General features: G+C 69.0%; 24 protein-coding genes, 1 tRNA gene and 1 pseudogene. 10 read left to right on the top strand and 16 right to left on the bottom strand.

The genetic code is table 11. From position 1 onward, the window contains the following. Nucleotides 1–166 precede the first annotated feature (166 nt). Nucleotides 167–760 (bottom strand): hypothetical protein, encoded by a 594-nt coding sequence (locus ACGF2V_RS11730; protein ID WP_362706478.1) that lies wholly within the window; start codon nt 758–760, stop codon nt 167–169. Continuing rightward, nucleotides 760–1098, bottom strand: coding sequence for a hypothetical protein (locus ACGF2V_RS11725; RefSeq protein WP_362706475.1), 339 nt, complete (start codon nt 1096–1098; stop codon nt 760–762). The genes ACGF2V_RS11730 and ACGF2V_RS11725 overlap by 1 nt, the downstream gene beginning before the upstream one ends. A 405-nt stretch (nt 1099–1503) precedes the next feature. On the opposite strand from ACGF2V_RS11725, the gene ACGF2V_RS11720 reads away from it, so the two are divergent. The 4 genes from ACGF2V_RS11720 (at nt 1504) to ACGF2V_RS11705 (ending at nt 6411) form a co-directional block, all read left to right on the top strand. Then, on the top strand, nt 1504–2970 hold the full coding sequence (locus ACGF2V_RS11720; protein WP_362706472.1) for a hypothetical protein: 1467 nt from the start codon (nt 1504–1506) through the stop codon (nt 2968–2970). A gap of 822 nt (nt 2971–3792) precedes the next feature. Next, a tRNA-Leu gene (locus ACGF2V_RS11715) sits at nt 3793–3880 on the top strand. 304 nt (nt 3881–4184) lie between these two features. Next, nucleotides 4185–5201 carry a LacI family DNA-binding transcriptional regulator gene (locus tag ACGF2V_RS11710; RefSeq protein WP_362706470.1) on the top strand — a complete coding sequence of 339 codons (1017 nt, stop codon included), beginning with the start codon at nt 4185–4187 and terminating at the stop codon, nt 5199–5201. Nucleotides 5202–5490: 289 nt separating this feature from the next. Further along, nucleotides 5491–6411, top strand: a complete 921-nt coding sequence (locus ACGF2V_RS11705) for a ribokinase (RefSeq protein WP_362623495.1) — start codon at nt 5491–5493, stop codon at nt 6409–6411. Between the two features lie 302 nt (nt 6412–6713). Here the strand turns inward: ACGF2V_RS11705 and ACGF2V_RS11700 are convergent, their stop codons facing one another. Next, nucleotides 6714–7751, bottom strand: a complete 1038-nt coding sequence (locus tag ACGF2V_RS11700; RefSeq protein ID WP_362706468.1) for a LacI family DNA-binding transcriptional regulator — start codon at nt 7749–7751, stop codon at nt 6714–6716. Between the two features lie 435 nt (nt 7752–8186). On the opposite strand from ACGF2V_RS11700, the gene ACGF2V_RS11695 reads away from it, so the two are divergent. Continuing rightward, the gene (locus ACGF2V_RS11695) at nt 8187–9134 is read left to right on the top strand and encodes a nucleoside hydrolase (protein WP_362623490.1); all 948 of its coding nucleotides are present in this window, start codon (nt 8187–8189) and stop codon (nt 9132–9134) included. Further along, nucleotides 9131–10582 (top strand): MFS transporter, encoded by a 1452-nt coding sequence (locus ACGF2V_RS11690; RefSeq protein WP_362706465.1) that lies wholly within the window; start codon nt 9131–9133, stop codon nt 10580–10582. Before ACGF2V_RS11695 ends, ACGF2V_RS11690 begins: the two co-directional genes overlap by 4 nt. A 498-nt stretch (nt 10583–11080) precedes the next feature. Here ACGF2V_RS11690 and ACGF2V_RS11685 read toward each other — a convergent pair whose 3' ends face one another. Beyond that, the gene (locus tag ACGF2V_RS11685; protein ID WP_362706462.1) at nt 11081–12541 is read right to left on the bottom strand and encodes an amino acid permease; all 1461 of its coding nucleotides are present in this window, start codon (nt 12539–12541) and stop codon (nt 11081–11083) included. An 863-nt stretch (nt 12542–13404) separates the two neighbouring features. Here ACGF2V_RS11685 and ACGF2V_RS11680 point away from each other — a divergent pair. Both ACGF2V_RS11680 and ACGF2V_RS11675 read left to right on the top strand, forming a co-directional pair. Further along, nucleotides 13405–14340: an ATP-grasp domain-containing protein gene (locus tag ACGF2V_RS11680; protein ID WP_362706459.1), complete on the top strand. Its 936-nt coding sequence runs from the start codon at nt 13405–13407 to the stop codon at nt 14338–14340. After that, the gene (locus ACGF2V_RS11675) at nt 14337–15167 is read left to right on the top strand and encodes an alpha-L-glutamate ligase (protein WP_362706456.1); all 831 of its coding nucleotides are present in this window, start codon (nt 14337–14339) and stop codon (nt 15165–15167) included. The genes ACGF2V_RS11680 and ACGF2V_RS11675 overlap by 4 nt, the downstream gene beginning before the upstream one ends. Here the strand turns inward: ACGF2V_RS11675 and ACGF2V_RS11670 are convergent. From ACGF2V_RS11670 to ACGF2V_RS11615, 12 genes and pseudogenes are all read right to left on the bottom strand, one after another. Next, nucleotides 15164–15358, bottom strand: a pseudogene (locus ACGF2V_RS11670) (DUF6192 family protein); the annotation flags it as partial. The gene ACGF2V_RS11675 and the pseudogene ACGF2V_RS11670 overlap by 4 nt on opposite strands. A gap of 30 nt (nt 15359–15388) precedes the next feature. Continuing rightward, a complete protein-coding gene (locus tag ACGF2V_RS11665; RefSeq protein WP_362623477.1) occupies nt 15389–15667 on the bottom strand; it encodes a gas vesicle protein K in 279 nt (92 codons plus the stop codon). Beyond that, nucleotides 15664–15894, bottom strand: a complete 231-nt coding sequence (locus ACGF2V_RS11660; RefSeq protein WP_362623474.1) for a gas vesicle protein — start codon at nt 15892–15894, stop codon at nt 15664–15666. Before ACGF2V_RS11660 ends, ACGF2V_RS11665 begins: the two co-directional genes overlap by 4 nt. Continuing rightward, nucleotides 15881–16711: a GvpL/GvpF family gas vesicle protein gene (locus tag ACGF2V_RS11655; RefSeq protein ID WP_362623471.1), complete on the bottom strand. Its 831-nt coding sequence runs from the start codon at nt 16709–16711 to the stop codon at nt 15881–15883. Before ACGF2V_RS11655 ends, ACGF2V_RS11660 begins: the two co-directional genes overlap by 14 nt. After that, entirely contained in the window at nt 16708–17127 is a 420-nt protein-coding gene (locus ACGF2V_RS11650) for a gas vesicle protein (RefSeq protein ID WP_362623469.1), read from the bottom strand. Before ACGF2V_RS11650 ends, ACGF2V_RS11655 begins: the two co-directional genes overlap by 4 nt. Continuing rightward, entirely contained in the window at nt 17124–17369 is a 246-nt protein-coding gene (locus tag ACGF2V_RS11645) for a gas vesicle protein GvpG (protein WP_362623468.1), read from the bottom strand. The genes ACGF2V_RS11650 and ACGF2V_RS11645 overlap by 4 nt, the downstream gene beginning before the upstream one ends. Before the next feature lies 1 nt (nt 17370). Next, complete coding sequence (locus ACGF2V_RS11640; protein ID WP_362706453.1) at nt 17371–18138, bottom strand: GvpL/GvpF family gas vesicle protein; 768 nt, start codon at nt 18136–18138, stop codon at nt 17371–17373. Continuing rightward, nucleotides 18135–18602: a gas vesicle protein GvpJ gene (gvpJ, locus tag ACGF2V_RS11635; protein ID WP_362623464.1), complete on the bottom strand. Its 468-nt coding sequence runs from the start codon at nt 18600–18602 to the stop codon at nt 18135–18137. The genes ACGF2V_RS11640 and gvpJ overlap by 4 nt, the downstream gene beginning before the upstream one ends. A 54-nt stretch (nt 18603–18656) precedes the next feature. Continuing rightward, a complete protein-coding gene (locus tag ACGF2V_RS11630) occupies nt 18657–19004 on the bottom strand; it encodes a gas vesicle protein (RefSeq protein ID WP_362623463.1) in 348 nt (115 codons plus the stop codon). Nucleotides 19005–19314: 310 nt separating this feature from the next. Further along, the gene (locus tag ACGF2V_RS11625) at nt 19315–21462 is read right to left on the bottom strand and encodes a UvrD-helicase domain-containing protein (RefSeq protein ID WP_362706450.1); all 2148 of its coding nucleotides are present in this window, start codon (nt 21460–21462) and stop codon (nt 19315–19317) included. Between the two features lie 49 nt (nt 21463–21511). Continuing rightward, nucleotides 21512–23104, bottom strand: a complete 1593-nt coding sequence (locus ACGF2V_RS11620) for a protein kinase (RefSeq protein WP_362706601.1) — start codon at nt 23102–23104, stop codon at nt 21512–21514. 234 nt (nt 23105–23338) lie between these two features. Further along, complete coding sequence (locus tag ACGF2V_RS11615; protein ID WP_362706448.1) at nt 23339–23815, bottom strand: ATP-binding protein; 477 nt, start codon at nt 23813–23815, stop codon at nt 23339–23341. A 111-nt stretch (nt 23816–23926) separates the two neighbouring features. Between ACGF2V_RS11615 and ACGF2V_RS11610 the strand changes: the two genes are divergently transcribed. Then, nucleotides 23927–24799, top strand: coding sequence for a helix-turn-helix transcriptional regulator (locus ACGF2V_RS11610; protein WP_362623450.1), 873 nt, complete (start codon nt 23927–23929; stop codon nt 24797–24799). Beyond that, nucleotides 24796–25050: a DUF397 domain-containing protein gene (locus ACGF2V_RS11605; RefSeq protein WP_362706445.1), complete on the top strand. Its 255-nt coding sequence runs from the start codon at nt 24796–24798 to the stop codon at nt 25048–25050. The genes ACGF2V_RS11610 and ACGF2V_RS11605 overlap by 4 nt, the downstream gene beginning before the upstream one ends. Nucleotides 25051–25071: the final 21 nt, after the last annotated feature.

Below are 25071 nucleotides of genomic sequence, written 5' to 3'. Positions count from 1 at the left end.
ATCAGCCCGCTCAGGAATCCCACCGACGTCGGCTGCCAGGTCTGCCCCCGACCGGTGTCGGCCGGAGGACACAACGAGCAGGGGGATAGACGCCGCCGCAATTGGATGTACGAGCTGGTCGCGCGGGATGTACTGCGCCACAAGCTCACGAACTTCTGACTATCGTTCAGCGCACGAACAGGAAAACGGTGATCACCGCGATGCCGACCGCGTACATGCATCGGGTCTTCCATTTCTGAAGCTCCTGCTCCAGCTTCTTCAGCTTCGCGGTGTACTGCCGTTTACCCTGCTCCTCCTGCCGGCGATACCTCTCCGCGAGGGCCACCACGTCCAGCTTTACGAGGGAATTCTTCGCTTCCGCGAGCCCTCGGTTCGCTTCGGCGATGAGGGACAGCGTTTCCCTCTTGGCCTCCACCAGCTTCTTCATTTCCTCCAAGACCCGGCCAAGGTCCGAGACCACGGGATCGCTCTCCAGGTAGTTCACGGCCCGTGAGAAGTCGTCCAGCCGCCTCGAATCCACCAGATGCGCGGTGCTGGCGAAACCTTCGAGGACATCCATGCTCAGACCGTTGGCCGCCTGGCTGAACATCTCGGCCATCGACCAGTTCATCTTGTTCGACAGCGCGTTGGAGAAGTCCCTGAGGATCTGCGCGTCCAGGCGGTTGAGGGCTGAGGCGACCTCGGGGAACTCCTTCGCCACTTCGTTGATCACGACGTGGGTGTCCCGGCCGGAGTGGAAGGAGAGGTACTTGTCGCCCATCAGAGGTTGATGGTGCCGCTGAAGTCTCTGCCCACGTTGTAGTTCGTCTGAGCGTGCACCTCGCCGAACGTCACGGTGGAGGTCGAGTTGTCGACCGTCAGGTTGTGCTGGACGAGCCTGACCCTCCAGTAGGCGGCGATGTCCTCCAGCGGGAGAGATTCCTCCCTGAGCAGGACCGCGTGGTCGGCGGCCTCCTCCGCGTACCGGTCCTGAACTTCTCGGGGCGCACCGGAGACGAGCGTCCTGACGCGTTCGCGTACGCGGTCGAGGAGCCCTGTGGCTGCGCCTGCGGCGACAGCTTCGGTGACTGCGACGGCGGCTTCAGTGGCGTTGACCATGAGAGGAAAGTACCGAAGCGGGAAGCCCGTTGCAGGGACATGCGATTTTTTGACAGGTACGGAACTGGAGCGGCTGCTGGACGAGTTGGAGACGTCGGCGGCCCCGGAGGCAGGTAAAAACGGGAGGTCCGCCCGCGCCTCGATGACTCGCAAAGACGGCAATTCCCTTCCCATCCTGCATGTGATGCGACAAGCTGATCGCCTGAAGTGCCAGCCTGATGCGCCCAACTGCGCGCCACAGCACACCCCAACGGCGTTCCAGGACAACCCCGGCCTCCGGGGTGAATCGGAAGATGCGGCGGGCGAGACAGTCGCCCGGACTACGCCGAAGGGCGCGACAGAGGCTGATGGCAGAACTCCTCGCCGCGAGGCGAGGAGGAACAACTCTCATCGGAGAAGGAACACATGAGTCCCCAGGACATCCCCGAAATCTTGCCAGTTCCCGCACCGCAGTCTTCGGTCCAGGTGCAGGCCGCTCGCGCGGACCTGGAGGCATTCGAAGATCTGATGTTCCAGGTGCTGGAGGCCTGGGGGCTGCCCACGGACAACATCATCGTCACGGCCAAGCAGCGCGAGACCCTCCTCAGGAACACCCCCGATGTCATTGAGGAACTCACCCCCGAGGAGCGGGCGGACGCGCCTTACATCGCAAAGATGATCATGGCGGGCTCGGTCGGGCTGTTCGACGCCGCGCTGAACTACCTCTGGAACGAGACGATCAACCGGCTGCGGGACCACGTCGCCGCCTTCGACGTCGACTACTTCTTCGACCTCGCCGAGAACGACCCCGCCCGCCGCAAGAACCTCAAGACTCGCGACGACCTCTCCCAGATCGACGACTACAAGCTGCTGGAAGCTGCCAACAAGATCAAGCTAGTCAGCGACATTGGCTTTAAGCAGCTCACCCACATCAACTACATGCGTAATCACGCGAGTGCCGCGCATCCGAACATCGAGGAGCTGACTGGCCTCAAGCTGGCCGAGTGGCTGGAGACCTGCATCAAGGAGGTCTTCCGGATCCAGCCTCGCAACGTCGTCGCTGCGATCGGCAAGCTCCTCACCAACATCAAGTCCAAGCGGCTGCCGAAGGACGAGCTGAAGAAGATCGCGGCGTTCTTCGACGGGCTGGAGCAGGACCAGGCCGACAACCTCGCCGCCGGCCTCTTCGGTATCTACACCCCTGCCGACGCGACACCGGAGATCCTCGACAACGTCCGCTCGCTCTGGCCCGACCTCTGGCCTCTGGTCAGCGAGGACACCCGCAACGAGGTCGGCATCAAGCTCGCCCGGTTCACCGCCAACGCCGACACCGACCGGGCGATCCGCGCCAGGGAACTGCTGGACCTGGTCGGAGGATCCTCTTACCTCCCCGAGCCCGAGCGCGTCGCCGAGATTCAGCAGGCCCTGGACGATCTCAAGCGGGCCCATGAGGCGCACATGCGCAACTATGCCGAGGAGCCACCCGCCGCGCAGCGGCTCAAGGACGTCGTCGGCCGCCACGGAGACATCCCCGAACAGGCCGTCCGCAGCTACGTCGTCCACCTGGTCAATGTCTTCCTGACGAACGGCTACGGGGTCGCCTGGAACGCGGAACCGATCTACAAGGAGCTCATAGGCCGGTTCGACGGTTACCAGGCGGCGATCGCCCTTCGAGCCTTCGCGAACTCGCAGATCCGGCTCAAGCTCCAGGACGAATGGCCGCGCAAGAAGTGGCAGGAACTGCTCGACCTGATTGACCCGAAGCTCACCGGCCGCGGTGACCGAGCCTTCCTCGACGCCGTCCGCAACTTCAAGGGCACCCCCGATCGGCTCTACCAGGACACCAAGATCAAGGCCCTTACGAAGGCCTGGCTGGAGCGAAACCTGACCTGACCTGCAGCATTATTGACACTGCAGGACGGGCTTTGAGTAGGCAACCTGCCGCCGTACTGCCCTGCGTGGCACGGCAGTACGGCGGTCACACATGCAGGAAAGGCGGCCGTCACGGCCTCGGCAGTCACAGCCGTGGTGTCGTTGGCGCAATCGGGGCGGGTAGACGCCCAGGCCGACCGCGCTCGCTCAAGACCCAAGGCGGCCAGGGACGATCCAGAGGTCCCCGTCGCGCTCGGCTCCCGCGCAGTCTGAGACCTGCCGCCGTTCCCGGACCCGAGCGGTCGCGGTAGAGGAACTCTAATGGTCACAGTCGGTGACCAGAAGCTGCCTTGGGGAGTGGGTGGAGCGGGGGCATCAGAGAGCACATGCAACACGTATGGACTTGACAGGGAAGACGTCGGTGACGGCGACATCGACGACGAGCGGTTCCTGGGCGCCGTGACCAGAACGCACGGCGGCCGCCGCGACCACCACTGGCAGGTGGAGCACGGCCGGCCGATCGTCGACGCCTTCACCACGGCCCGCGCTCGGCCGCCCATCTGCACACCCTGCGCCGCAAGGGCTGCTGACCGGGACCACGGACCAGGGCTTCTCCCGCGTCGACGCCGAGGGGAAGCTCCGCCGTCGGCGGCCGACGCGCCCCGAGATCGTCACCCTACGCATGCGTGTAGACGCGAGGCGTGCGGACAGTGGTGTGGTGGCGCGGCCCGGCGCCCATGGGGTCGCCGCACGGCACTGACCACCGGAAACGTGGGTGAGAGGCACCGGGAACCCCTGGTATTGTTTTCCATGTCGCCACGGGAAACCGGGGCCGACCACCTGGTCCGGGTGGCGGAATGGCAGACGCGCTAGCTTGAGGTGCTAGTGCCCTTTATCGGGCGTGGGGGTTCAAGTCCCCCCTCGGACACCAGGGTCAACCGACCAAATGAAGCTGCTCAAAGCGACAAAATGTCGCTTTGAGCAGCTCTTTTGTTGTTCTTGAAGGTGGTCTGACCTCCTGCGGTTCGCAGGGGTCGATGGTTGGTGTGGGTGATCCGGAAGGGCTGGGCGGCGGTGCCGTGGATGCGGCGAGTCCTTTGTCACGATCCGGTCTCGGTCACCAGGTGAGGTCTTGTTTTCGGTGATGTAATCGTTTCCAATCTTCCGTGCAATCGATTACATGGCGTGAGCCCCTCGTTTCGAGGCACGGGAACCGCACGGAGGTGGTCCGGAAGATGGTGAGCATCAAGGATGTCGCGGCCGAGGCGGGAGTCTCCGTCGCCACGGTCTCCCGTGTCCTCAACAGCCATCCCTCCGTCAGCCCCGACGCGCGCACGCGCGTCCTCGCCGCCGTCGAGGCCCTCGGCTACCGGCCCAACGCCGTAGCCCGTTCGTTGCGCACGGATCAGACACGCACCCTCGGCCTGGTCATCAGTGACGTACTCAACCCGTACTTCACCGAACTGGCGCGCTTCGTCGAGGAGGAGGCCCGCACGCTCGGCTACAGCGTCATCATCGGAAACGCCGACGAACGCCCCGACCTGCAGGAACACCACATCCGTACGCTCCTCGACCGTCGGATCGACGGGCTCCTCGTCTCCCCGGCCGACGGCAGTTCGACGTTCGTGCCCGGTGCGGCGGCGGGTGGCACACCCATGGTGTTCGTCGACCGCTGGATCCAGGGCGTGGACGTGCCCGTGGTGCGCGCCGACGGCCGCGCCGCCGTCCGGGACCTCGTCGCCCATCTGCACCGCCTCGGCCACCGCAGGCTGGCGATCATCGCGGGCCCGGCCGCCACCACCACGGGCGACGAGAGAGTCGAAGCCTTCCGCGAGGCGATGCGCGAGCACGGACTCGCGCTGCCCGACAGCTACGTCGGCCAGGGCGATTTCCAGGCGGACAGCGGACGCCGCGTCACCGAGCGCTTCCTGACGCTTCCCGAACCGCCCGAGGTCGTGTTCGCCGCCGACAACCTGATGGCGCTCGGCGCGCTGGACGCGATCCGGGCGCGCGGACTGCGCGTCCCGCAGGACATCGGGCTGGCGGCCTTCGACGACATCCCGTGGTTCCTGCACACCGATCCGCCGATCACGGCGATCGCCCAGCCGACGGGCGAACTCGGCCGCGCTGCCGTGCACGCCCTGGTCGACATCGTCGAGGGACGCTCCCCGCAGTCCGTCATCCTTCCCGCCCGCCTCGTCGTACGCAGCTCGTGTGGCGAACGCGCATCGAACCGGAGGAGCAACCCGTGAGCCCCCAGGACGAGTTGCTGCGCGTCGAAGGCGTACGCGAGACCACGGCGCGCGAACTGGGCGACGCCCGGCGGGGGATCGGAGGCGTATGCCCGGGCGGAGGCGATGGCGGGCGGAGTCGCGGCCGAAGGAACTGGGCGGACGCCGTGCGGAACGCGGTGCGGGCCGCAGAGCGAAAGAAGCTCGATAGCATGGTGAAGGTGCCAGTTCAAGGTAGTCACCGAGAAGAATGTTGCCGACTTATTTCAAACAGCGCCTGAGCAGCGTCCGACCTCGGAAAGCAGGAACAATGCACGTCAACGACCACCACCAGTACGACCTGCTGGTTGTGGGCTCGGCCAACGCCGACCTGGTCATCGGGGTCGAACGCCGGCCAGCACCCGGTGAGACCGTGCTCGGTTCCGATCTTGCCGTCCACCCGGGCGGCAAGGGAGGGAACCAGGCGGTGGCCGCCGCCCGCCTCGGGGCCGTCACTGCGCTGCTGGCACGGGTCGGCGACGACGCCCACGGCCGCCTGCTGCTCGAATCGCAGCGGGCCGCCGGAGTGGACACCGAGGGCGTCCTCGTGGGCGGGGCGCCGACCGGAGTCGCGCTGATCACCGTGGACCCCTCGGGTGACAACAGCATCGTGGTGTCGCCGGGCGCCAATGCCCGACTGACCCCGCAGGACGTCCGGGCGGCCGGACCCCTCTTCGAGGCGGCGCGGGTCGTGTCCGTTCAGCTGGAGATTCCACTGGAGACGGTTGCCGAGGTGGCGGGTGTCATGTCCCCCGATACCCGGCTGGTTCTGAACCCGTCCCCGCCCGCACCCCTGCCCGAGCACGTGCTGGCCGCCTGCGACCCCTTGGTCGTCAACGAGCACGAGGCGCGCTACATACTGGGGGAAGACGCCGGCGCCACGCCTGAGGAGTGGGCACGAGCACTGCTGAAGCTCGGCCCGCGGTCGGTCGTGGTCACGCTGGGCGCGGCGGGCGCGCTCGTCGCCGAAGGCCGTACGGGTGACGTCGTACTCGTACCCAGCCCCAAGGTCGAGGCTGTCGACACGACGGGGGCGGGCGATGCGTTCACCGCGGCCCTGGCCTGGCGGCTCGGCCTGGGAGAGCAACTGGCCGAGGCCGCCGCGTTCGCCGTCAGGGTCGGTGCGGTGGCCGTCACCCGGCAGGGCGCGCAGGAGTCCTTCCCGAGCGCGGAGGAAATCTCCGTGGTGTGAAGAAAACGGGAGTGCTCGGCTGTCGTCCCGCCGGGGCGCCGACGGCAATGACACACGGTGCGGCGTGCCCAGTGCCGCTCCCGGCAACGTTCGCCCCGTCGCGCCGCCCGGCACTTTCCCGAGCTCTCAGCTTCGTCCGAGCGGGGGAGACCCCGTCCGAGGGCTTCCGGCCGCCTTGCGATCGCACGCACCGGACGACGCTCCTGTGGGGCAAACCATGCCGGTCACGGTCCCAGGGCGTGGAGGCGGGGATCGGGGCGCCCGGCCGGCAAGTGGTCAGCCCCGGACGCCGACCACGGTCATCACGCCGGGTTTCCGGCAGGTTCCCGGGCCCACGCCGCGTCGGCGTCGGCCGGACCGCTGCAGTCAGCCGTGCTGGAGCCGCGGACGATGAGTTCCGGGCCGAGTCGTACCGTGCGGCTCGGGCCCGCCTTCTCTCCGGCCAGCCGCCGGTCCAGCAACCGGGCGGCCTCCGCGGCCAGTTCGGCAACGGGTTGGCGGACGGTGGTCACGCCGGGGTCGGTGAGGCTCGCCATGGGGATGTCGTCGAAGCCGGTGACGGCGATCTCGCCCGGGACGTCCACTCCGAGCTGTCGCAGCCGTTGCAGTGCACCGATGGCGATGAGGTCGTTGGCACAGACGATGGCGTCCGGGCGGTGTGCGCGCACCCGGTCCACCGCGGCCCGCCCCCACTCGACGGAGAATTCACCGAGTTCGACACGTCCCGGCGCCTGCGGGTCCAGTGCGCCTACGCCGGACTCGTACGCGGCGAGGCGTTCGACCGCCGCCGAGGCGGTGCCCGCAGCCCCGATGAAGCACGGACGGCGACGCCCCGCGGTCGCGAGGTGGTCCAGTACGAGTTGTATGCCGACGGCGTTGTCGACGACCACGGAGTCGGCGACGCCGGGGCCGCAGCCTCGGTCCAGCAGTACCAGCGGTACGCGGGCCGCTGCCGCGGTCACCGCGGCCACGCTGCGTTTCTCGTCGACCGGGACGACGAGCAGGGCGTCGACCTGACGGGCCAGCAGGGCGTCGATCCGGGCCGCTTCGGTCATCGGGTCGTCGTCGCAGTCGGCGAGGATCACGGCACGGTCGTCGGTGTGCAGCGCGCGCGTCAGCTCCCGTACCAGAGTGGGGTAGAACGGGTTGGTGATCTGCGGCAGGACGAGGCCGATGGTGCCTGTCGAGCGGCTGCGCAACGCGCGGGCCACGTGGTTGGGCCGGTAGCCGAGACTGTCGACGGCCGCACGTACCCGCCGGGCCGTTTCCGCGCCGACCGGGCGGCTGCCGGCGAGCACCCGGGACACCGTGGCGACGGAACAGCCCGAACGTTGAGCCACGTCTCGCAGTGTTACTTCCGCCACTTCGGATCGCCTGCCCTGTTCTTCTGGTCCGGCCGCGTGAAGCGGGCGGATGCCTGTGGGGAGTTGGCAAACGTTATCACCGGCCTTTCCTCGTGCCTAGACGGCGATCCACTGTCCTAAACGGGTCACAACGTGAGATAAGACTTCACCCATTGACATCGTGGGCGTCGATGCGCAAAGTTCTCGGAGAACGATTTCCCAGATCGTTTCCTCAACGTTTTCCCACCGCGTGATCAAGGAAGAGTGCGCGGTACCTGTCTGTTCCGCTGCCCGCCCGTGGGTCGGCGCCGCATGCCGGCGTGGACCGCGACGGCGGTCGGGGACCGTACGGCGCACTCTGTGCAGTAGCCCTGTTGCGGCGCTGGCCGAGATCCATCGCAAACTGTTCAACTGAGCGAAGGGGCTCATTTGATGGCCAGAAAGATCATCCTGGACTGCGATCCCGGGCACGATGACGCGATCGCCATGCTCCTCGCGTACGGGAACCCGGACGTGGATCTGGTCGCCGTGACCACCGTGGTCGGCAACCAGACGCTGGAGAAGGTGACGCGCAACGCTTTGTCCGTGGCGCGTATCGCCGGTATCACCGGGATTCCCTTCGCCGCGGGAAGTCCGCGGCCGCTGGTGCGGACGATCGAGACGGCGCCGGACATCCACGGCGAGTCGGGACTCGACGGCCCCGTGCTGCCCGAACCGACCCTGGAGCTGGACCGCCGCCACGCCGTGGACCTCATCATCGACACGGTGATGTCCCATGAGCCGGGCGAGATCACCCTCGTCCCCACGGCCGGCCTGACCAACATCGCGCTCGCCGTACGCAAGGAGCCGCGCATCGCCTCCCGTGTCCGCGAGGTCGTGCTGATGGGTGGCGGATACCACGAGGGCAACTGGAGCGCGGTCGCCGAGTTCAACATCATCATCGACCCGGAGGCCGCGCACATCGTCTTCAACGAGAGCTGGCCGGTCACCATGGTGGGTCTCGACCTGACCCACCAGGCGCTCGCGACCCCGCAGGTGCGGCAGAAGATCGCCGCGGTCGGCACCAAGCCGGCCGCGTTCGTGGGCGAGCTGCTCGACTTCTTCGGTGCCACTTACCTCGAGGCGCAGGGCTTCGAGCATCCTCCGGTGCATGACCCGTGCGCCGTCGCCTACGTCATCGACCCGACCGTCATGACCGTGCGCAAGGCCCCGGTGGATATCGAGCTCACCGGCGGGCTGACCCTCGGCATGACCGTGACCGACTTCCGAGCGCCCGCCCCGCCCGACTGCCACACCCAGGTCGCCGTCAAGCTCGACCACGAGCGCTTCTGGGACCTCGTCGTGGACGCCCTGACGCGGATCGGTGACGGCGCCGAATGAACGTCTCCACCAGTACCAAAGCAGTCCCGGACGGTCCGACGCCGGTCACCGACCGGCCTCCGGTCCGGGTGGGCGTGCTGCTCGCCGCCCTCCTCATGGCGTGCTTCGCCTTCCAGTTGAACGCCAGCATGCTCAGCCCGGCCCTGAAGAGCATCGAGGACAGCCTCGGCGCCACTTCGGCCGAGATCGGGCTCACCCAGACCGCGTTCTTCACCTCCGCGGCCCTGTTCTCGCTGTTCCTGCCGAGGCTGGGCGACATCATGGGCCGCCGCCGCGTGCTGGTCGCGATGATGGTGCTCATGGCGATCGGCTGCGTGGTCTCCGCGCTGGCACAGAACGTGCCGATGCTGTTCGTCGGCCGCATCATCCAGGGCGTGTCCGGGCCTACCGTGCCGCTGTGCCTGATCATGCTGCGGGTCGAGGTCAGCGAGCCGAAGAAGTACGGCACCCTGCTGGGCGTGATCACCGCCGTCAACGGTGGTATCGCCGGGGTCGACTCCCTGGTCGGCGGGTTCCTCGCCGACAAGCACGGCTTCGCCTCGGTGTTCTGGGTGATGGCCGTGGTGGCGGCGATCGCCGCGGTCCTGGTCGCCACCATGACGCCGGAGTCCAAGGCGGACACCGCGTCGCGGATGGACTGGCCCGGCGTCACCCTGCTGGTCGTCTCCGTCGGAGCACTGCTGATCGCGTTGAACGAGGCCGGAAAGCTCGGCGCCGCGAACTGGCCGCTCGTCGCCGTCCTCGCCGTCGTGGCCGCGATCGCCTTCGCCCTGTTCTGGCGGACCGAGGGCAGGAGCGGGCACCCGCTGGTCGCCACCCGGCACCTGCGACAGCGCGCGACCTGGGCGACGCTGCTGACCACCGTGCTCACCATGACCGGCGTGTTCGCCGTCATGAACGGGCTGATCCCGGCGTTCGCCCAGGACGCGCAGGCCGGGCTCGGCATGTCCGCCGAACAGTCCGCATGGTGGACGCTCACGCCGTACGCGTTGGCCGGTCTCGCCATGGGTCCCCTCGCCGGCCGACTCGCCGCCGGCTTCGGATACCGCCGTATCCTGCGTCTGGGCCTGATCGGCGCGGCCGCCTCCGTCGTCCTGATGATCCTCACCCTGGGCGAGCAGTCGCGTGCCCTGCTGCTCGTGGCCTCGCTCCTGGTCGGCATCACCTACGCGGGCGTGGGCAACATCGTGCTCAACGGCCTCGGCATCGTGCTGTCCCCGCGCGAGAACCCCGGATTCCTGCCCGGGCTGAACGCCGGTGCGTTCAACCTCGGGGCCGGGCTCAGTTTCGCGGCGCTCTACGCGGTGCAGACGGCCTTCCAGCCCGCCGACCCGGCATCGACCGACGGCTATGTCGCCGGCATGATCGCGGGCGTCGTCCTGCTGGGCCTCGCCATCGTGGCGTCCTTCCTGATCCCCAAGCCAGTGGCGGCGGAAGACGGAGCCTGACGGCTGCGGCTGCCCCGGCACGACACTGTCGAGGCCGGGGCAGCGGGATCAGCTCGGCCGCTGGTCCGGCGAAGTCCCCGGGGCTGTTCACAGCACCCCGAGGGGCGGGCGGAGCTTCCCGCTCAGGCCGCACGGCAGGAATCCTTGAGCGTCGTTGCGCACCGCGGACGACTGGTCCGCGCGGTGGACTTCGCGGGCTCTGGCGCGATCACCGCGCGACCGCACGACTGATGGGCCGCATCCCTCGGGAGGCGGCCCATTGCGTGTACGCGCTGATGCAGACGGTGCGGATCCCGGTGAACCGTCGACAGCGCCGACGGGCCCCCTCGCCCAACCCGGCCCCTCCGTGCCCCGGGCGCCCGCGCGCAGGCCCGTGCGCGCCACGATGTCGCCCCTTCACGACAGATCCGTCCGCTTCACCGCCCACCGCAACCTCGCCACGCACCGGCGGCTGCGCACGGCGGCACAGGCAGCCGACCGCCGGCAGGCCGAGCGAGGTCAGGCGTCCTGGCGCTCCCACGCAAGATCGTTCACCCGTCCACGGACCACGAACCAGCCACCCACCAGCGCCGCCGCGATCAGCGGCAGGCACAGCACGGTCGTACGGCCCACTCCGCCGCCCCACCACATCAGGAACACGACACCGGCGAGGAACGCCAGCGTGACGATCTGCGTGTACGGGGCCCAGGGCAGCCGGTACGAGGGGCGGGAAACCCTGCCGTCCTGCGAGCGGCGCCAGAACAGCAGCGAGCAGAGCATGATCATGCCCCAGGTGCCGAGGATGCCGATCGACGCGAAGTTGAGGACGATCTCGAACGCCTGGCCCGGCATGACGTAATTGAGCACGACGCCGAGTACACCGAAACCCGCGGTGAGCAGGATGCCGCCGTAGGGCACCTGGCCCTTGTTCATGCGGCCGGTGAACCTGGGCGCGGAGCCCGCCAGCGCCATGGAGCGCAGGATGCGCCCGGTGGAGTACAGACCGGAGTTCAGGCTGGAAAGCGCCGCGGTCAGCACGACCAGGTTCATCACACCGGCCGCGCCCGGAACGCCGAGCTTGTCCATGACGGTGACGAAGGGGCTCTGGCCCGCCGAGTACGAGGTGTACGGCAGCAGGAGGGCCAGCAGCACCACCGAACCGACGTAGAAGAGGCCGACGCGCCACATGATCGAGTTGATCGCCCTGGGCATGATCTTCTCGGGGTTCTCCGTCTCGCCCGCGGCGACGCCGCACAGCTCGACGGAGGCGTACGCGAACACGACGCCCTGGATCATCATCAGCATCGGGAGCATGCCGGTGGGGAAGATGCCGCCGTTGTCGGTGATGGTGGAGATGCCCGGGGTGTGACCGTCCACCGGGTGCTGGGTGACCACCAGGAAGATGCCGATGAGCATGAAGGCCACCAGGGCGGAGACCTTGATGATCGCGAACCAGAACTCCATCTCACCGAAGTACTTCACAGAGATGAGGTTGGCGGTGAGGACGACGGCGAGGGCGATCAGCGCGAGGACCCACTGCGGGATGTCGCTGAACATCGCCCAGAAATGGGCGTAGGTGGCGGCCGCGGTGATGTCGGCGACGGCGGTGGTCGACCAGTTCAGGAAGTACAGCCAGCCCGCCGCGAAGGCGCCCTTCTCGCCCATGAACTCGCGGGCGTAGGAGACGAAGGCGCCGGAGGACGGCCGATACAGGACCAGCTCGCCGAGCGCGCGGACCACGAAGAAGGCGAAGACACCGCAGACCGCGTAGGCGACGGCGAGCGAGGGGCCCGCACCGGCCAGTCGCCCGCCCGCGCCCAGGAACAGGCCGGTGCCGATTGCGCCGCCGATGGCGATCATGTTGATGTGACGGGACTTGAGGTCCTTGCTGTAACCGGCATCGCCGGCGTCGTGGTGGGGGGAGCCCGTCGCCGGTGGGGCGGCGGCGAGCGTATCGGCCGCAGTGGTGCGGTCACTCATGGAGGAGGTTTGCCTTTGTGAGGGGAAGGTGGGCGGTCCCGGCCGTGGCCAGCCAGGGAGTCGTCACCGTGGCACGGCTCAAATGCACATCATCCGGGAATTTTTTGATTCTGGCAGTGCCCCACGTCACTCAGGAACACATCTGAGGTGTGCCAGACGTTACGGGTCGGTAGGCAAAGGGCGTTTCCCGATGCAAAGGCGCAGCGGAGAAACCGGTGACTACGGAGCCAGCGCGCGCCGTCCTGCGAGGCGGTCGGCCGGGCCGCCCGGCCCGGCATGTACATGTCGCTGCGGATCTCGATCACCGGCGCGCTGACGCACGGGTCCGTTCCGTCGTGCTTCAGGGCGCGTGCGTACCGGCGAAGGCGGGCGGGCTCGCGAAGCGCGGGCGTCGGGTCTGCGCGGTGATCACCGCGGCCTTCGACGCGACGACCACTGGGCAGCAAATGGGCCGCGCCCCTTTCTGGGCCGCCCGTCATGTGTATGCGCCGGCGCAAGCCGCGAGATCCCGGTGAACCGTCGACGGTACTGACGGGCGTCGCCCATGCCATCCCTCTCGGGGCCCCGTGCGCACCCGCTGTTCGACCCGTGCTCGTCACGGTGTCCGCCCCGGGGCAGGCCCCTGCTTCCGTGCTCCCGTACTCCGCGCCCCGATGGCGGACTCGGCCGGTGCAAGGCCATCCACTCCGTGGCTGTGCCCGACGAAGACCTGTCTGTAGGAGAGAACGCATCATCAGTAACACCCGGCTGACGTTGCTTTGGGGCGAGCATGACGTAGCGTTGCCCTTTTGGCGGTGTTCGGAAGAGCACCGCAAGGCATCGTTGTGCCCGCATCAACCATGGGGGCACCGAGGGGTATTGGGATGAAGCTCTGCTTCCTCGTCGAAGAGCTGTACCGGAATGACGGCATGCCGCTTGACGTGGCCCGACGACTGTCGTCGTGGGGACATCAGGTGGACGTGGTGCGCCCCGGCGGCTCACTGTTGCGGATTTCGGAGGAGGTGCGGGCGGGGACCCATGACGCCTGGGTGCTCAAGACCGTGTCCGGCGGCCCCGGGCTCACCCTTCTGGAGGCCGCGGCGGCCGTGGGCCTGACCACGGTGAACGATGCGCGGTCGATCCGCGCGGTGCGCGACAAGGTCTTCACGTCGGTCATCGCGCGGCAGCACGGGCTACCGGTTCCGGTGACCTATTCGGCACCCAGGGCCACGCTGTTCGCGGATGTCCCCGACGAGCTCTTCCCCCTGGTGGTCAAGCCCGCCGACGGCAGCTCGGGGCGGGGGGTGCGGCTCGTGCCGGACCCCGGGCGCCTGGCGGAGGCGGAGCATGCGGGGGAGGGGCAGCTGATCGCACAGCCCTACGTGCCCAATCCGGGCTCCGACCTGAAGGTCTACTGTCTCGCCGGCGAGTTCCACGCGACCTTGCGACGCTCCCCGATCCACCCGGACGGGCAGGTCGAGGAGGGAGCCGTCCCCTTGCCCGCCGAGGTGGCCGCAGTGGCGGCGCAAGTGGGAGCGGTCTTCGGCCTCGATCTGTACGGCATCGACGTGGTGCTCGGCCCCGACGGCCCCGTGGTCGTCGACATCAATGACTTCCCGAGCTTCCGTCAAGTCCCCGACTCCGTATCCCGGTTGGCCGGAGCCGTCCTGGACCTGGCCAGGGCGGGCGGCGGCGCCAGGACCGGCGTAATCGCCCCGGCTCCGCGCATTCCCTCCCGGTCGCAGACCCTCGGCGGACAGCCTCACCCGCATCCCGAAGCGGACATGCTGGCGGCTGTCCCGGGAGCCGCCCGGACATGAAGGTCTGTCTGCTGACCGACAAACCGGATCACCCGCTGCTTGCCGCGGTCTCTTGCGCATTGATCGAGGCGGAGCACCAGGTGACGTTCCTGAACCCGGACACCGGGACCGGATCCCCGTCACACCTGGTGGCCCCGGACGATCTCGCGGACGTCTACCTCCTCAAGGCCCATAACGCCCGGGCACTGGAACTCGCCCGTTTCCTCGAAGCACACGGCGCCCGGGTGGTGAACTCCGCCGCTGCGACGGAGCTGTGCCAGGACCGGAGCCGGATCGCCGCCGTGGCCGACGCCGCCGGTCTGCCGATGCCCCGGACCAGGACCCTGGAAAAGCTGTCCGAAGCCCTCCCCGGAGCGGAGCGGCCGGAGAGCCACTATCCACTCATGGTGAAGAGCCGCCACAACCGACGCGCAGATCTTGTCGCTCGCGTGGACGGCCCGGCCGCGCTACGGGAGCTTGCCGCGAAGTGGCCCGAAGAGCCCGTCGTCCTGCAGGAGTTCGTCGCGAACAGCGGCTGGGACCACAAGCTGTGGGTGATCGCGGGAGAGGTCTTCGCGGGGATACGCCCCGCACCCGTGGGCGCCCCGCCGGACGGCGCCCTGCCCGTGCCACTGGTCCGTGACCTGCCGCGGGCCTGGACCGAAACAGCCCTCCACACGGGCGAGGTCTTCGGCCTGGACGTCTACGGTGTCGACCTGCTGGACCGCGAGGGGGCGCCCGTCGTCGTCGACGTCAACGCCTTCCCGGGCATCCGCGGACCGAAGGGCGCTCCGGCGGCGCTGGCGGCCCTGGCGTTGCAACGCCCCCGCCCGGGTCCTCCCGCCTAGGGCGTGTTTCGAAAGGCCCGTCTGGCCAGAGCCAGGTCCTTGAACGCGACGTCCGGGCGGCGCAGTAGCCCCGTCGTCACCTCGGTCGCGGCGCTCTCGTCCCGCGTCAGCGCTTCGACGACCTTCACCTTGTCAGTGGACGCGACCTTCGCGACGACCGTGGGACGGCGCTGGACGTCCGGGGCGATGGCGGCGACGTCGTCCGGGCCCGCCGCAGACGGTCAGTCGCGCGGTAGCAGGGTTCCCAGCGGCCCGAGATCCAGATTGAGATCCTCCGGCCGCAGCCCGTGCTCGTCGCACAGCTCGGTCATCCGCCGCTCCAGCATCATCAGCGTCACCCCGATCCGCTCGACCTGCTCGTCGTTCAGGTCGCCTTGCTCCACCCGGCGGATCGCCTGCCGCTCCATCAGTTGCCGGATTAGTTCGACGACGGTCAGTACCAAGGCCACCAGATCGCGTCCGACAGTGTCGGGGCCCACATCGAGCCGGGGGCCCGTCACAGTGGCCCCGAGTCGGCCCAGGGAGCGGGTACCCGTTCGCTCACCGAGGACAGCAGGGCGTGCAGCGACAGTCGTACCAGGGGCACGTCCGCAATGCCGATCACCACATCCCCGCTGATTACCACGCCCGTGGCCAGCACCCGGTCCAGCAGATCCACCAGCGCTACGCCGATCGGCCCTTCAAGCGGCTCGGGCTCCTGCCACGGCACGGCCTCAACGATCTCCATGGGCCCGGTCCTCCCCCGCGAAGGAGTAGGGCACCCACGGCCCGGACAACTCGATCAGTACGCCGGTGCGCCGCCGCAGCGTGGCCACCGCCTCGGTGAAGGGCGCCGTCTGCCCCTTCTCCACCAGGTAGGCGCCGTTGAGGACCTGGGCACGGCGGCGATCGGCCAACTGCGGTTCCTGGAGCCGGAGTCGGCGTGCCGCCACCGCCACACCTCGCAGCGCCGCGTCGATCTCCTCAGCGGCGAGCAGCGCGGCGCGCCAGTTTGCCTCCCTTGCCCTGTGTGTACCTCGTACCCGCTCCAGATAGGCACGTCCGGCCCCGGACGCCGGCGGGCCGGCCGGTACGCGAACGGGGACGGCGGCGCGGTCCGCCTCAGTCGCCGCGGACGCCGAGGGCACGTACACCTTGACGCCCCACTCGACTCGCCCGCCGACGCGGTCCAACACAGCGTGGAACCGGGCCGCATCGGCGCCCAGCATCTGCCGGGCGCGATCCTCGCTGCTGAAGAGAGTGGCCAGCGTCATCGGCACAACAGGCCCGCCGGCCGCGACCGCCGTCACGACCTGGTGGTGGGCGCGGACGCACCGCTCCAGCTCATCGGGGTCGGACAGTCGCTCGGTCCAGGACTGGTGGTCGGCCTCGGCCGCGGGGACCTCCTGTACGACGGCGCGCAACCGCTCGAAAGGCAGCGCCCGCACGGGGGCGGCGGAGATCCCCGGCAACCGGGAGAGGACGTCGTCGTCCACTTGGCGGCAGACGGCGAAGACATAGGTCGCCGCTGTGGCAGGCGGCACTGCGGGAACGGGCTGCGTCATGACACCGGTCGCTCCTCGGTCCGTCGGGTCCGTTCGCTCAGCCGGTCCTCCGGCTCGCCTTCGTATGCTTCGGGCGCGGTCGTGCCGTCACCCGGCAGCCCGGCACCCTGCGAGGACCGGGGTGCCGCGAGCTGCTCACGCAGTCGCCGGTTCTCCTCCATCAGCTCGCTGTGTGCGGCGCGGGATGAGAGCGCCGGATCGGTCTCCCACCAGTCGATGCCCGCCTTCTTCGCGGTGTCGACGGAAGCGACGAACAAACGAAGCCGGATGGTGAGCAGCTCGATGTCCAGAAGGTCGATCTTGATGTCGCCGGCGATGACGATGCCCTTGTCCAGCACTCGCTCCAGGATGTCGGCGAGGTTGCTGGTGGTGGGGCCCGGGAGCGGGCCCGCTCGCCGGTAGTCGATGTCGGTCATGGGCCCGCCTCGGGTTCGGTTCTCGCTTCCAGCCGATCGAGCAGCCGTTCCTCTTCCCGCTCGAATTCGGCCAGGTCGATCTCGCCGTCCTCCAGAGCCTGGTTCAGAGCGGCGAGTCGGGCGCGGACCACTGCTGGATCGTTCACCTCGCGATCGGCGGCCTCGGCAAGCTGGTCGGCGACCCAGACCACACCCCTCACGGGGGCCAGAGGCGCGGTGAGCAGTGCGGTGAGCAACCCCATGTCAGCTCCCCGTCCGCGCCACGGCAACGGCCCTGCCGCTGGGCTCGGGCTCGAGCTCGGTGAAGCTGTAGCAGGGCAGCGGCCCGGCCACACGCAGCTCGACCCGGTCCTGGTACTCGGCGGACAGGCGGTGGACGGTCTGCTGGAAGGCCGCGGTGTCCTGCCGGTCGACAAGAAACGACATGTTCAGCACGGTTCCGGCCGCCTGCGGCCCCGGCGAGCGGGCGACAGCCAGCGCCAACAGCTCCGGCACCACCTGCTGAGCGGCGTCGGCCGCGCGACGCGCCAGGGTGTGGACCACCGCCTCGCCCAGGCGCACGTTCGCCTCGTACCCCGGGCGGCGCTGTGCGGCCTCGCGCAACTGACGGATGTGGGGCTCATCGGCGACCAGCGCTGCGAGCGCACCGGTGGCGGACAGCGCCTTGACATTCATCTCCACGCGGTCCGCCAGCCGCTCGAGCACGCGCGGATACCGCTCGCGACCGGCCTTCAGCTGCTCATGGACCGTCTCGGCGTCCGGAGCCAGCATTCCGAAGCGCATCGGCAGCACCGGCCCGTCAAGGGCCAGCGCGAGCAGCACTTCCTGATGGGCCAGCAGATCACGCCGTCGCGCACGCAACCGGGCCGGGGCGGCACTGACCACGGCCGCGGTCGCGCCCACGGACAGCAACTCCAGGGCCGCCGCCGGCGTGCCCACCCCGCGCAAGTCCGCCGGCAGGGGGTGGCCGGCCTTCACGATGCCGTAGACATAGGGCCCGCCCGCGGTCATCGCTCACTCTCCCGCCTGCGGCGTGGCTTCTCGGATCCCGCCGGGGCGGTGCGGCGCCGTGGCCGCGTCTCCGGTTCGTACTCTTCCTGCTCCTCGTCGTCCTCCTCGGAACCGCCCACGATGTCGCGCAGCTTCTCGCCTACCGCCCCGACGGTCTTCTCGACCTTGCGCTTGCCTATGCTCTTGGCCGCCGTCGCGCCGAACATCTCGGGGATGGTGGTGCTGCGCGAGGTCGCCTCCAGATCCAGCCTGTTGCATGCCTCGGCGAACCTCAGATAGGTGTCCACACTGGCCACCACGACGCGCGCGTCTATCTTCAGGATCTCGATGCCGACCAGGGAGACCCGGACGAAGACGTCGATGACCATGCCGCGGTCCAGGATGAGTTCGAGCGTGTCGTACAGCGTCCCGGCTCGCGGTACGCAGACGACCTCGCTGCTGGAGTAGGTGGTGGTCGTGGCCATGGTCAGGTGGTCCTCTCGGGAGGCTTCCGGTGGGTGTGGGCGGAGCAGGGCCCGTCAGCCGTCGGCAGCGCCTCTCTGGTAGCGGCGGATCCTGCGGTACTCGGCAGGCCGGCCGGTTTCGTCGAGTTCCACCTCGTACGTGGCGAGCAGACTGGTCGTGTCGGGGATGCGGGGCACCTCCAGCACATCGACGGCAACGCACCAGCCGTGCTCGGTGCGCCGCACGGCGCACACGCCCTCGATGAGGTGGACGATGGAGCTGTCCAACCATGCGTAGGCGCTGCGGGCGGCCTCCTCGGGTCCCACCTGCGTGACCGTTCCCCGACCGGCGTCCGCTGAGGACCCGCGGGCACGCGCGCCTTCGGAGGGTGTACTGGTACGGGTGCTGCGTTGCTCCGGCATGACGCCAGCGTGACCGGGCGGCCCCCCGCACGCATCTCCGGAGCGGCCGTTCCGGCGATCAACGTCGGGACGCGCCGGGTCGGGCCCCCTCACCGGTGCCGCATCCCGCCCGATCCCTACGTGAGAGCGAGCCGCGCGTGGATACGCGGCCTGACCCGCGTCATCACGTGCCACAACCGTGCCGGATGCAGCAGTCGGCCGCGGTCGGCGAGCACGCTGAAACGGACGATCCCCTCCGCCTCGCGATGCACCGCACCGGACGCCGCTGGCCCCGCCCTTCGGGCGGGCGACGCTACGTTCGGAACACGCCCTACGGAGCCTGACACACCCCGGCCTCCACCAGGAACTCGCTCGGCTTGCCCGACCACGACACATGCAGCCCGTCCCGGGCCCGCGTGCACGCGACGAACAGCAGGCAGCGTTCCGCCAGCAGGTCCGACTCGTGCTGGAGCCGGTCGATGTCGGCCGGGGTCACCGCACGCGGGTACGGCAGCGCACCGTCGCTCACACCGATGACCGCCACGCACCGGAACTCCAGCCCTTTGAAGGAGTGCATCGTGCCGACCTGTACGGCGTCCGCGTCGGAAGGCGCATCGCCCCGCAGACGTGTGGCAGGGATGCCCGCGGCCTTGAGCCGTTGCCCCGCCTTGTCGCAGTTCTTCTTGAACCGGGCGCTCACCCCGATCTCACCCGGAGCGATCCCGCTGTCCAGCCAGCCACGGACGCGGGCGACGAGCGCGTCCAGCTCGGCTTCCTCCGAGTCCGCCCCGCGCGCCTCGGGCCCTTTGCCGTGCAGGGCCGAGCGGTAGCCCAGCAGAGTCTCGTTCGCCGCGTCGTCCGCCAACTGCTCGAAGGGCCTGCCGACGAGCAGCGCGGTGGACCAGGAGAGGATCTCGTGCGTGGACCGGTAGTTCTTGCGCATCTTCGCCGACCGGCCGACCACCTTGATCCCGACGGCCTTCAGCGACACCTTCGAGTCGTAGATGCGCTGATGCGGGTCGCCCGCGATGAACAGGTCGTCAGGGCGGGCCGGGGCCGCCGCACGCAACAGCCGCCACTGCGCGGGGTGCAGATCCTGCGCCTCGTCGACGACCACGTGCCGGTATCGCGGACCACCGGCCTCCAACAGATCCGCGGCCTGTGCGCAGGTGCCGAGGTAGGTGCGGAGCCCGTCGGCGGTGAGCCGCCCGGTGAACTCTTCGATCGTGCGCCACACCAGCGCGCGGGCCGAGGCGGGCAGCGCGCTGCCGCGTCCGCGCCGCTCGCAGCCCTCGTACTCCTTCAGGGTCCGCAGATTCTGCGCGAGGACGACGTGCTTGTACTCCTGCGCGAGGAACTGCGCGGTGCCGGTGAACCCGGTGACCTTCGCGGCCTGCGCCCACCGCGTCTCCTCCTCGCCGCCCCGCAGAGGCCGCCGCGCGGTGGACACGACGCGGCCCGCGAACGCGTCGACGGTCATGATGTCCACCCGGTCACGCAGCGTCTCGTCCTCCACCAGTGTGGCGAGCCCGGCCCGCAGAGCCCCCACCAGCGCATTGGTGTACGTGGTCAGCAGGATGCGGTCGCCGTCACGCAGATGCCCCAGCAGATGGCGCACCCGGTGCAGCGCCACGACGGTCTTTCCGGTTCCCGGTCCGCCGGTGACCTGCGCGGGCCCGGAGTACGAGGCCCGGTAGGCGACCTTGTGCTGGGAGGGGTGCAGAAAGACCCGCCAGGCCGCGAACGGCTTGTCGAGGATGTCACGCAGTTCCTCGGTGCCGGTGACGAGCGCGATCCGGGTACGGGTGCGGCGGATGGCGGTCGCGAAGTCGCCGGTGTCCACGGGTGCGTCGTCGGCCGGCCTGGCGGAGAGGCTGACGGACACCACGTCCCGCCACACCTCCTCCACGGTGAAGCCCGCGGCGAGGTATTCGAGTACTTCTCGCTGGTCCTGCGGGAAGTACGGTGCGAAGACCTCCAGTTGTTCGAGGTCGGTGAGGGCACGCGCCTGGCGCAGGGTGGTTTCGTCGATGCCGAGCGCCGTCAGGTCCCCGTCGGACACCTTCGCGAACAACCGCCGGTCGGGAGCGGGAGCGATGCGCTCGTACGCGGGGGTGAGCTCGTCGAGCATCGCGATGTCGCGGATCTCGACGGCCCGGGTGACGGCATTGATGCTGGCTTTCTGCTTGATGGCCCAGTCGATCGCCTTGTCGTGCGGCATGACGCGGAGCAGTACGTACGTGTCACCGCTGCCGGGTGCGAGGACGACACCGCGCGTCCCCTGGTCGATCCGGATGGTCCGGATATGAGGATCACGCGCGCGCTTCAAGCTCTCCAGCTTCAGCCCGGGATCCTTGAACAGCTCGTCCAGGGTGAGGCGTTCGAACTTCTCCCAGGCGTCGAACACCCCCTGCTTCACGCTGCCCTGAAGCTTGCCGAGCTGGGCGCAGAAACCGATGTCGAACGCGAGGTGGGGCATGGGCGGACTCTCCGGGAAAGCGAACTGAAGGGTGGCGTGGCGGCAGGCGTCAGGTGGTCGGCCCGTCGAGGTCGAGGCCGATCAGCGCCAACGCCTCGCCGACCTCTGTGGTCATCTCGTCGTCGGGCCCGAAGACCAGACACAGGTCGTCGTACAGGGGGCGGAGAACCCGATGAGCCTCGGCCGCCTGGCCCTGGGCGAGCAGCAGCATCCCGATGTCGCGGCGCAGCTCGACGGCTTCCTCGCTGAGGTCGCTGTCGACGGTCCGTACGATGTCGAGGAGACCGCGCAGCGCGGCGAGCGCGTCGGTGACCTGGCCGAGCTCGGCGCGGCAGCGCGCGGCCTGGGCGCGACAGGCGCGCGCCGACTCGCCGGTGGGGCCGCCGGTGCGCGCGTACGCGTCCGCCAGGGCATCGAACTCGGGCAGAGCCGCCCGGTAGTCCCCGCCGAGCAACTGGATCGCGGCCCGGCGGGTCCGTAGCTCCAGGACCTTCCGGCTCTCCGCGCCGAGCGCGCGTGCGGCCGGTTCGATGATCTCCGCGAGTACCTCGGCGGCCTGCGCGAACCGCTCCTCGTCCAGGAGCGCGTCGGAGTGCGCGTACGCCTCGTCGATCTCCGCACGCAACTGCGCGAGTACGGGAACGGGCGCGGCCTGCCCGTCGTTCGGATCGACTGCCGCGGGCGCGGACCGGGCCACCCCCGCACGGGCGCGCGGCGCGTACGGGTTGCGGAAGATCCCCGTCGGGTCCGGCGCCCCCGCCGGTCCAGCCTCCCCGGGCGCGGGCTTCACGCCGGGCGGCGGCAGGAACGGCCGCAGCCGCTCGTACACCTCCTGCACGTCGGCCGGCCGCGCCTCCGGCGCCTTGAGCAGCAGATGCAGGACGAGGTCCTCCAGCTCCTGCGGCACCTCCGGGCGCAGCACCCGCAGCGGGGTGGGGGCGGCGTTGACGTGCTGATGCATCACCATGTACTCGCTGTCCGCCGTGAACAGCAGGCGTCCGCTGAGCAGTTCGTGCAGCACACAGCCCAGCGCGTACAGGTCGGTCTGCGGAGTGGTCCGCCCGCCGCGGACCTGCTCGGGCGCCATGTACTGATAGGTACCGATGGGGCTGCCGGTCGCGGTCAGCTTGGTGACATCGGTCCGCAGGATGGCCGCGATCCCGAAGTCGAGGACCTTCACCGTCCCGTCGCGGGCGACCAGGACGTTGCCGGGCTTGAGGTCGCGGTGGATCACCGGGACCTCGTGCGCGTACGACAGCACGGTGGCGACCTGCGCCGCCACCGCCACCGCCCAACTGACCGGAAGCAGCCGCTCCGGGTGGATGTACGCGGACAGCGACACCCCGTCCACCAGCTCCATGACCAGGAACAGCCGCTCGTACGTGTCGTCGAGCACCGCGTCATACACCTGCGGCACGCCCGGGTGCTGGATCCGTGCGGTGATGCGGGCCTCACGGCGGAAGCGCTTGGCGAACTCCTCCGCCAGTAGCGGAGAGCCGACGACGGCCTGCTGCCGAATCAACTTCACGGCGACGGGCCGGTCGAGCACGGCGTCGTAGCCGCGCCACACGTCCCCCATGCCGCCGTTGTCGAGCGGCTCCAGAAGCTCGTACCGACCGGCGATCGGCTGCTGCTGCGGCACATTGCCCCCGTGCGTGCGCTGGCCGGTGTGCGCTGTCGCACCGGCTTTCGACGTGGTGAAGGGCCAGTGTCCCTGTGGGGCGATCTTCAGTCCAGCGGCGGCGGCGCGGAGGTGTCCGGGGGGCCTCTTTCCAGTCACGACAGTTTTGCTCCGTCGGTAAGAGGCTGGAGCGCAAGTGCCCGGGAGCCGAGGCAGCCTGCTCGATGCTCGCGACGGCCTGCTGGAGCTGCTGACCTATGGTGATTGAGCCTCCACGGCGCACACGGCCCAGACCGTCTTGCCGGGGCCGTCGGCGCAGGGGTACCAGCCCCAGCGGTCCGTAAGGGCGGCGACCAGGAGCAGGCCGCGGCCTCCGTCTCCGTCCAGGTCGTCCGAGGGTTCGGCGAGGGCGGGGAGCCTCTCGCCGCGGGTGTCGGTGACCTCCACGCGTAGGGCCGTTCCCTCGGCGGACAGGCGGAGGCGGAAGTCGCGGCCGGGCACGTGGCCGTGGCTCACGGCGTTCGCGCTCAGCTCCGCGACGATCAGCGTCACGGTGTCGTGCGTGTCGCTGCCGTACGGGATGCCCCAGGCGTCGAGTCGCTCGCCGGCCAGGCGCCGGGCGAGACGGGCGCCGCGCGGGGTGGAGCTGAAGCGCATCGAGAAGTGGTGCCAAGGGAAACGGGGTTGGGTGGTGCGAGTGGGGCGAACGGGGAGTGGCGGATTGCTGGTCATGGCTCCACGTTGCCGATTGGTGGCGTAGCGTGACTAGGGGTGACGCGCCGTCGCGGGCTGGCTGTACGTGGCGTGCGTCCGGCTTGTACGTACGTGGGACAGGCGGTGGCGATGACGCAGGACGAGACGGGTGCGGGTTCGGGGACGGATGGCGGCTCCGAGTTCGGGCAGCGGCCGGAGCGTGAACCGGGTTCGGGAGTGATGACCGCGTTTGGGCAGCAGTTGAAGCTGCTACGGATGCGGGCCGGGCTGGACCGGGCGGAGTTCGGGAATCGGGTGGGCTACGCGGCGCAGTCCGTCGCGTCGTTCGAGCAGGGGCGGCGGATTCCGCAGCCGGCATTCATCGACAAGGCGGATGCAGTTCTGGAGGCCGGGGGCTTGCTGCTGACGCTGAAGAAGGAGGTCGCTCGGGCGCAGTACCCGGCGTTCTTTCGGGATGCGGCGCGGCTGGAAGCGGAGGCGGTGGAGTTGTGCGCGTACGACACCCACATGGTCAATGGCCTGTTGCAGACCGAGGAGTACATGCGTGCGGTGCTCGCCATGCGGCGCCCGCTGCTGGACGAGGAAACCATCGAGCTGCGAGTAGCTGCACGTCTGGCGCGGCAAGAGATCTTCAGCCGCTGGCCTGCTCCTTTGTTGAGTTTTGTGATGGAGGAGCCAGTCCTTCGAAGGCCGCTCGGCGGCAGGGACGTCCTACGAGGGCAGCTTGAACAACTCCTGCTGTTCGGCCAGAACCGCAACGTAGAGATTCAAGCAATGCCACTCGATCGCGACGATAACGCGGGGGTGGACGGCCCCTTCACAGTCATCACGCGTAAGGGCGGAGAGCAGTTCGTTTACCTGGAAGGTCAGGGGCGCAGCAATCTGCTGACTGATCGGGACGAGACACGGTTGGCCGCAGCACGCTATGGGATCATCCGGAGTCAGGCTCTCACTCCGCGAGAGACTCTGGGATTCATCGAGAAGTTGCTGGGAGATCTATGAACACCACCGATGCTCCTGCCATGCGGGAGCTGGCTTGGTTCAAGAGCAGCTACAGCGGGGCTGAAGGCGGCCAGTGCGTAGAGGTTGCCTGGCGCAAGAGCAGATACAGCACTGGGGATGGCGGCGAGTGCGTAGAGGTTGCTGCCGCCGCCACCCATGTCCACATCCGTGACTCGAAGCAGCTCAGTGGCCCCATGCTGACTGTTGGTCCAGGCGCGTGGGCCGGATTCATCGGCCTCGTCGTCGGCTGAGGCACACAACACCAGGAGGGT

Origin of the sequence: Streptomyces sp. NPDC047982, from assembly GCF_043204165.1 — a bacterium.
Lineage (GTDB): Bacteria > Actinomycetota > Actinomycetes > Streptomycetales > Streptomycetaceae > Streptomyces.
The sequence above is the reverse complement of the archived record's forward strand: the minus strand, read 5'-3'. Positions and strand labels throughout refer to the sequence as shown.

Bases quoted from the DNA above. Each gene is read 5' to 3' on its own strand.
- ACGF2V_RS11730 (WP_362706478.1), bottom strand. From the start codon at position 760: ATGGGCGACAAGTACCTCTCCTTCCACTCCGGCCGGGACACCCACGTC.
- ACGF2V_RS11720 (WP_362706472.1), top strand. From the start codon at position 1,504: ATGAGTCCCCAGGACATCCCCGAAATCTTGCCAGTTCCCGCACCGCAG.
- ACGF2V_RS11725 (WP_362706475.1), bottom strand. From the start codon at position 1,098: ATGGTCAACGCCACTGAAGCCGCCGTCGCAGTCACCGAAGCTGTCGCC.
- ACGF2V_RS11660 (WP_362623474.1), bottom strand. From the start codon at position 15,894: ATGGAGATCGTTGAGGCCGTGCCGTGGCAGGAGCCCGAGCCGCTTGAA.
- ACGF2V_RS11645 (WP_362623468.1), bottom strand. From the start codon at position 17,369: ATGGGGTTGCTCACCGCACTGCTCACCGCGCCTCTGGCCCCCGTGAGG.
- ACGF2V_RS11615 (WP_362706448.1), bottom strand. From the start codon at position 23,815: ATGACCAGCAATCCGCCACTCCCCGTTCGCCCCACTCGCACCACCCAA.
- ACGF2V_RS11650 (WP_362623469.1), bottom strand. From the start codon at position 17,127: ATGACCGACATCGACTACCGGCGAGCGGGCCCGCTCCCGGGCCCCACC.
- ACGF2V_RS11695 (WP_362623490.1), top strand. From the start codon at position 8,187: ATGGCCAGAAAGATCATCCTGGACTGCGATCCCGGGCACGATGACGCG.
- ACGF2V_RS11690 (WP_362706465.1), top strand. From the start codon at position 9,131: ATGAACGTCTCCACCAGTACCAAAGCAGTCCCGGACGGTCCGACGCCG.
- ACGF2V_RS11680 (WP_362706459.1), top strand. From the start codon at position 13,405: ATGAAGCTCTGCTTCCTCGTCGAAGAGCTGTACCGGAATGACGGCATG.
- ACGF2V_RS11605 (WP_362706445.1), top strand. From the start codon at position 24,796: ATGAACACCACCGATGCTCCTGCCATGCGGGAGCTGGCTTGGTTCAAG.
- ACGF2V_RS11685 (WP_362706462.1), bottom strand. From the start codon at position 12,541: ATGAGTGACCGCACCACTGCGGCCGATACGCTCGCCGCCGCCCCACCG.
- ACGF2V_RS11625 (WP_362706450.1), bottom strand. From the start codon at position 21,462: ATGCCCCACCTCGCGTTCGACATCGGTTTCTGCGCCCAGCTCGGCAAG.
- ACGF2V_RS11710 (WP_362706470.1), top strand. From the start codon at position 4,185: ATGGTGAGCATCAAGGATGTCGCGGCCGAGGCGGGAGTCTCCGTCGCC.
- ACGF2V_RS11610 (WP_362623450.1), top strand. From the start codon at position 23,927: ATGACGCAGGACGAGACGGGTGCGGGTTCGGGGACGGATGGCGGCTCC.
- ACGF2V_RS11640 (WP_362706453.1), bottom strand. From the start codon at position 18,138: ATGACCGCGGGCGGGCCCTATGTCTACGGCATCGTGAAGGCCGGCCAC.
- ACGF2V_RS11675 (WP_362706456.1), top strand. From the start codon at position 14,337: ATGAAGGTCTGTCTGCTGACCGACAAACCGGATCACCCGCTGCTTGCC.
- ACGF2V_RS11705 (WP_362623495.1), top strand. From the start codon at position 5,491: ATGCACGTCAACGACCACCACCAGTACGACCTGCTGGTTGTGGGCTCG.
- ACGF2V_RS11630 (WP_362623463.1), bottom strand. From the start codon at position 19,004: ATGCCGGAGCAACGCAGCACCCGTACCAGTACACCCTCCGAAGGCGCG.
- gvpJ (WP_362623464.1), bottom strand. From the start codon at position 18,602: ATGGCCACGACCACCACCTACTCCAGCAGCGAGGTCGTCTGCGTACCG.
- ACGF2V_RS11655 (WP_362623471.1), bottom strand. From the start codon at position 16,711: ATGACGCAGCCCGTTCCCGCAGTGCCGCCTGCCACAGCGGCGACCTAT.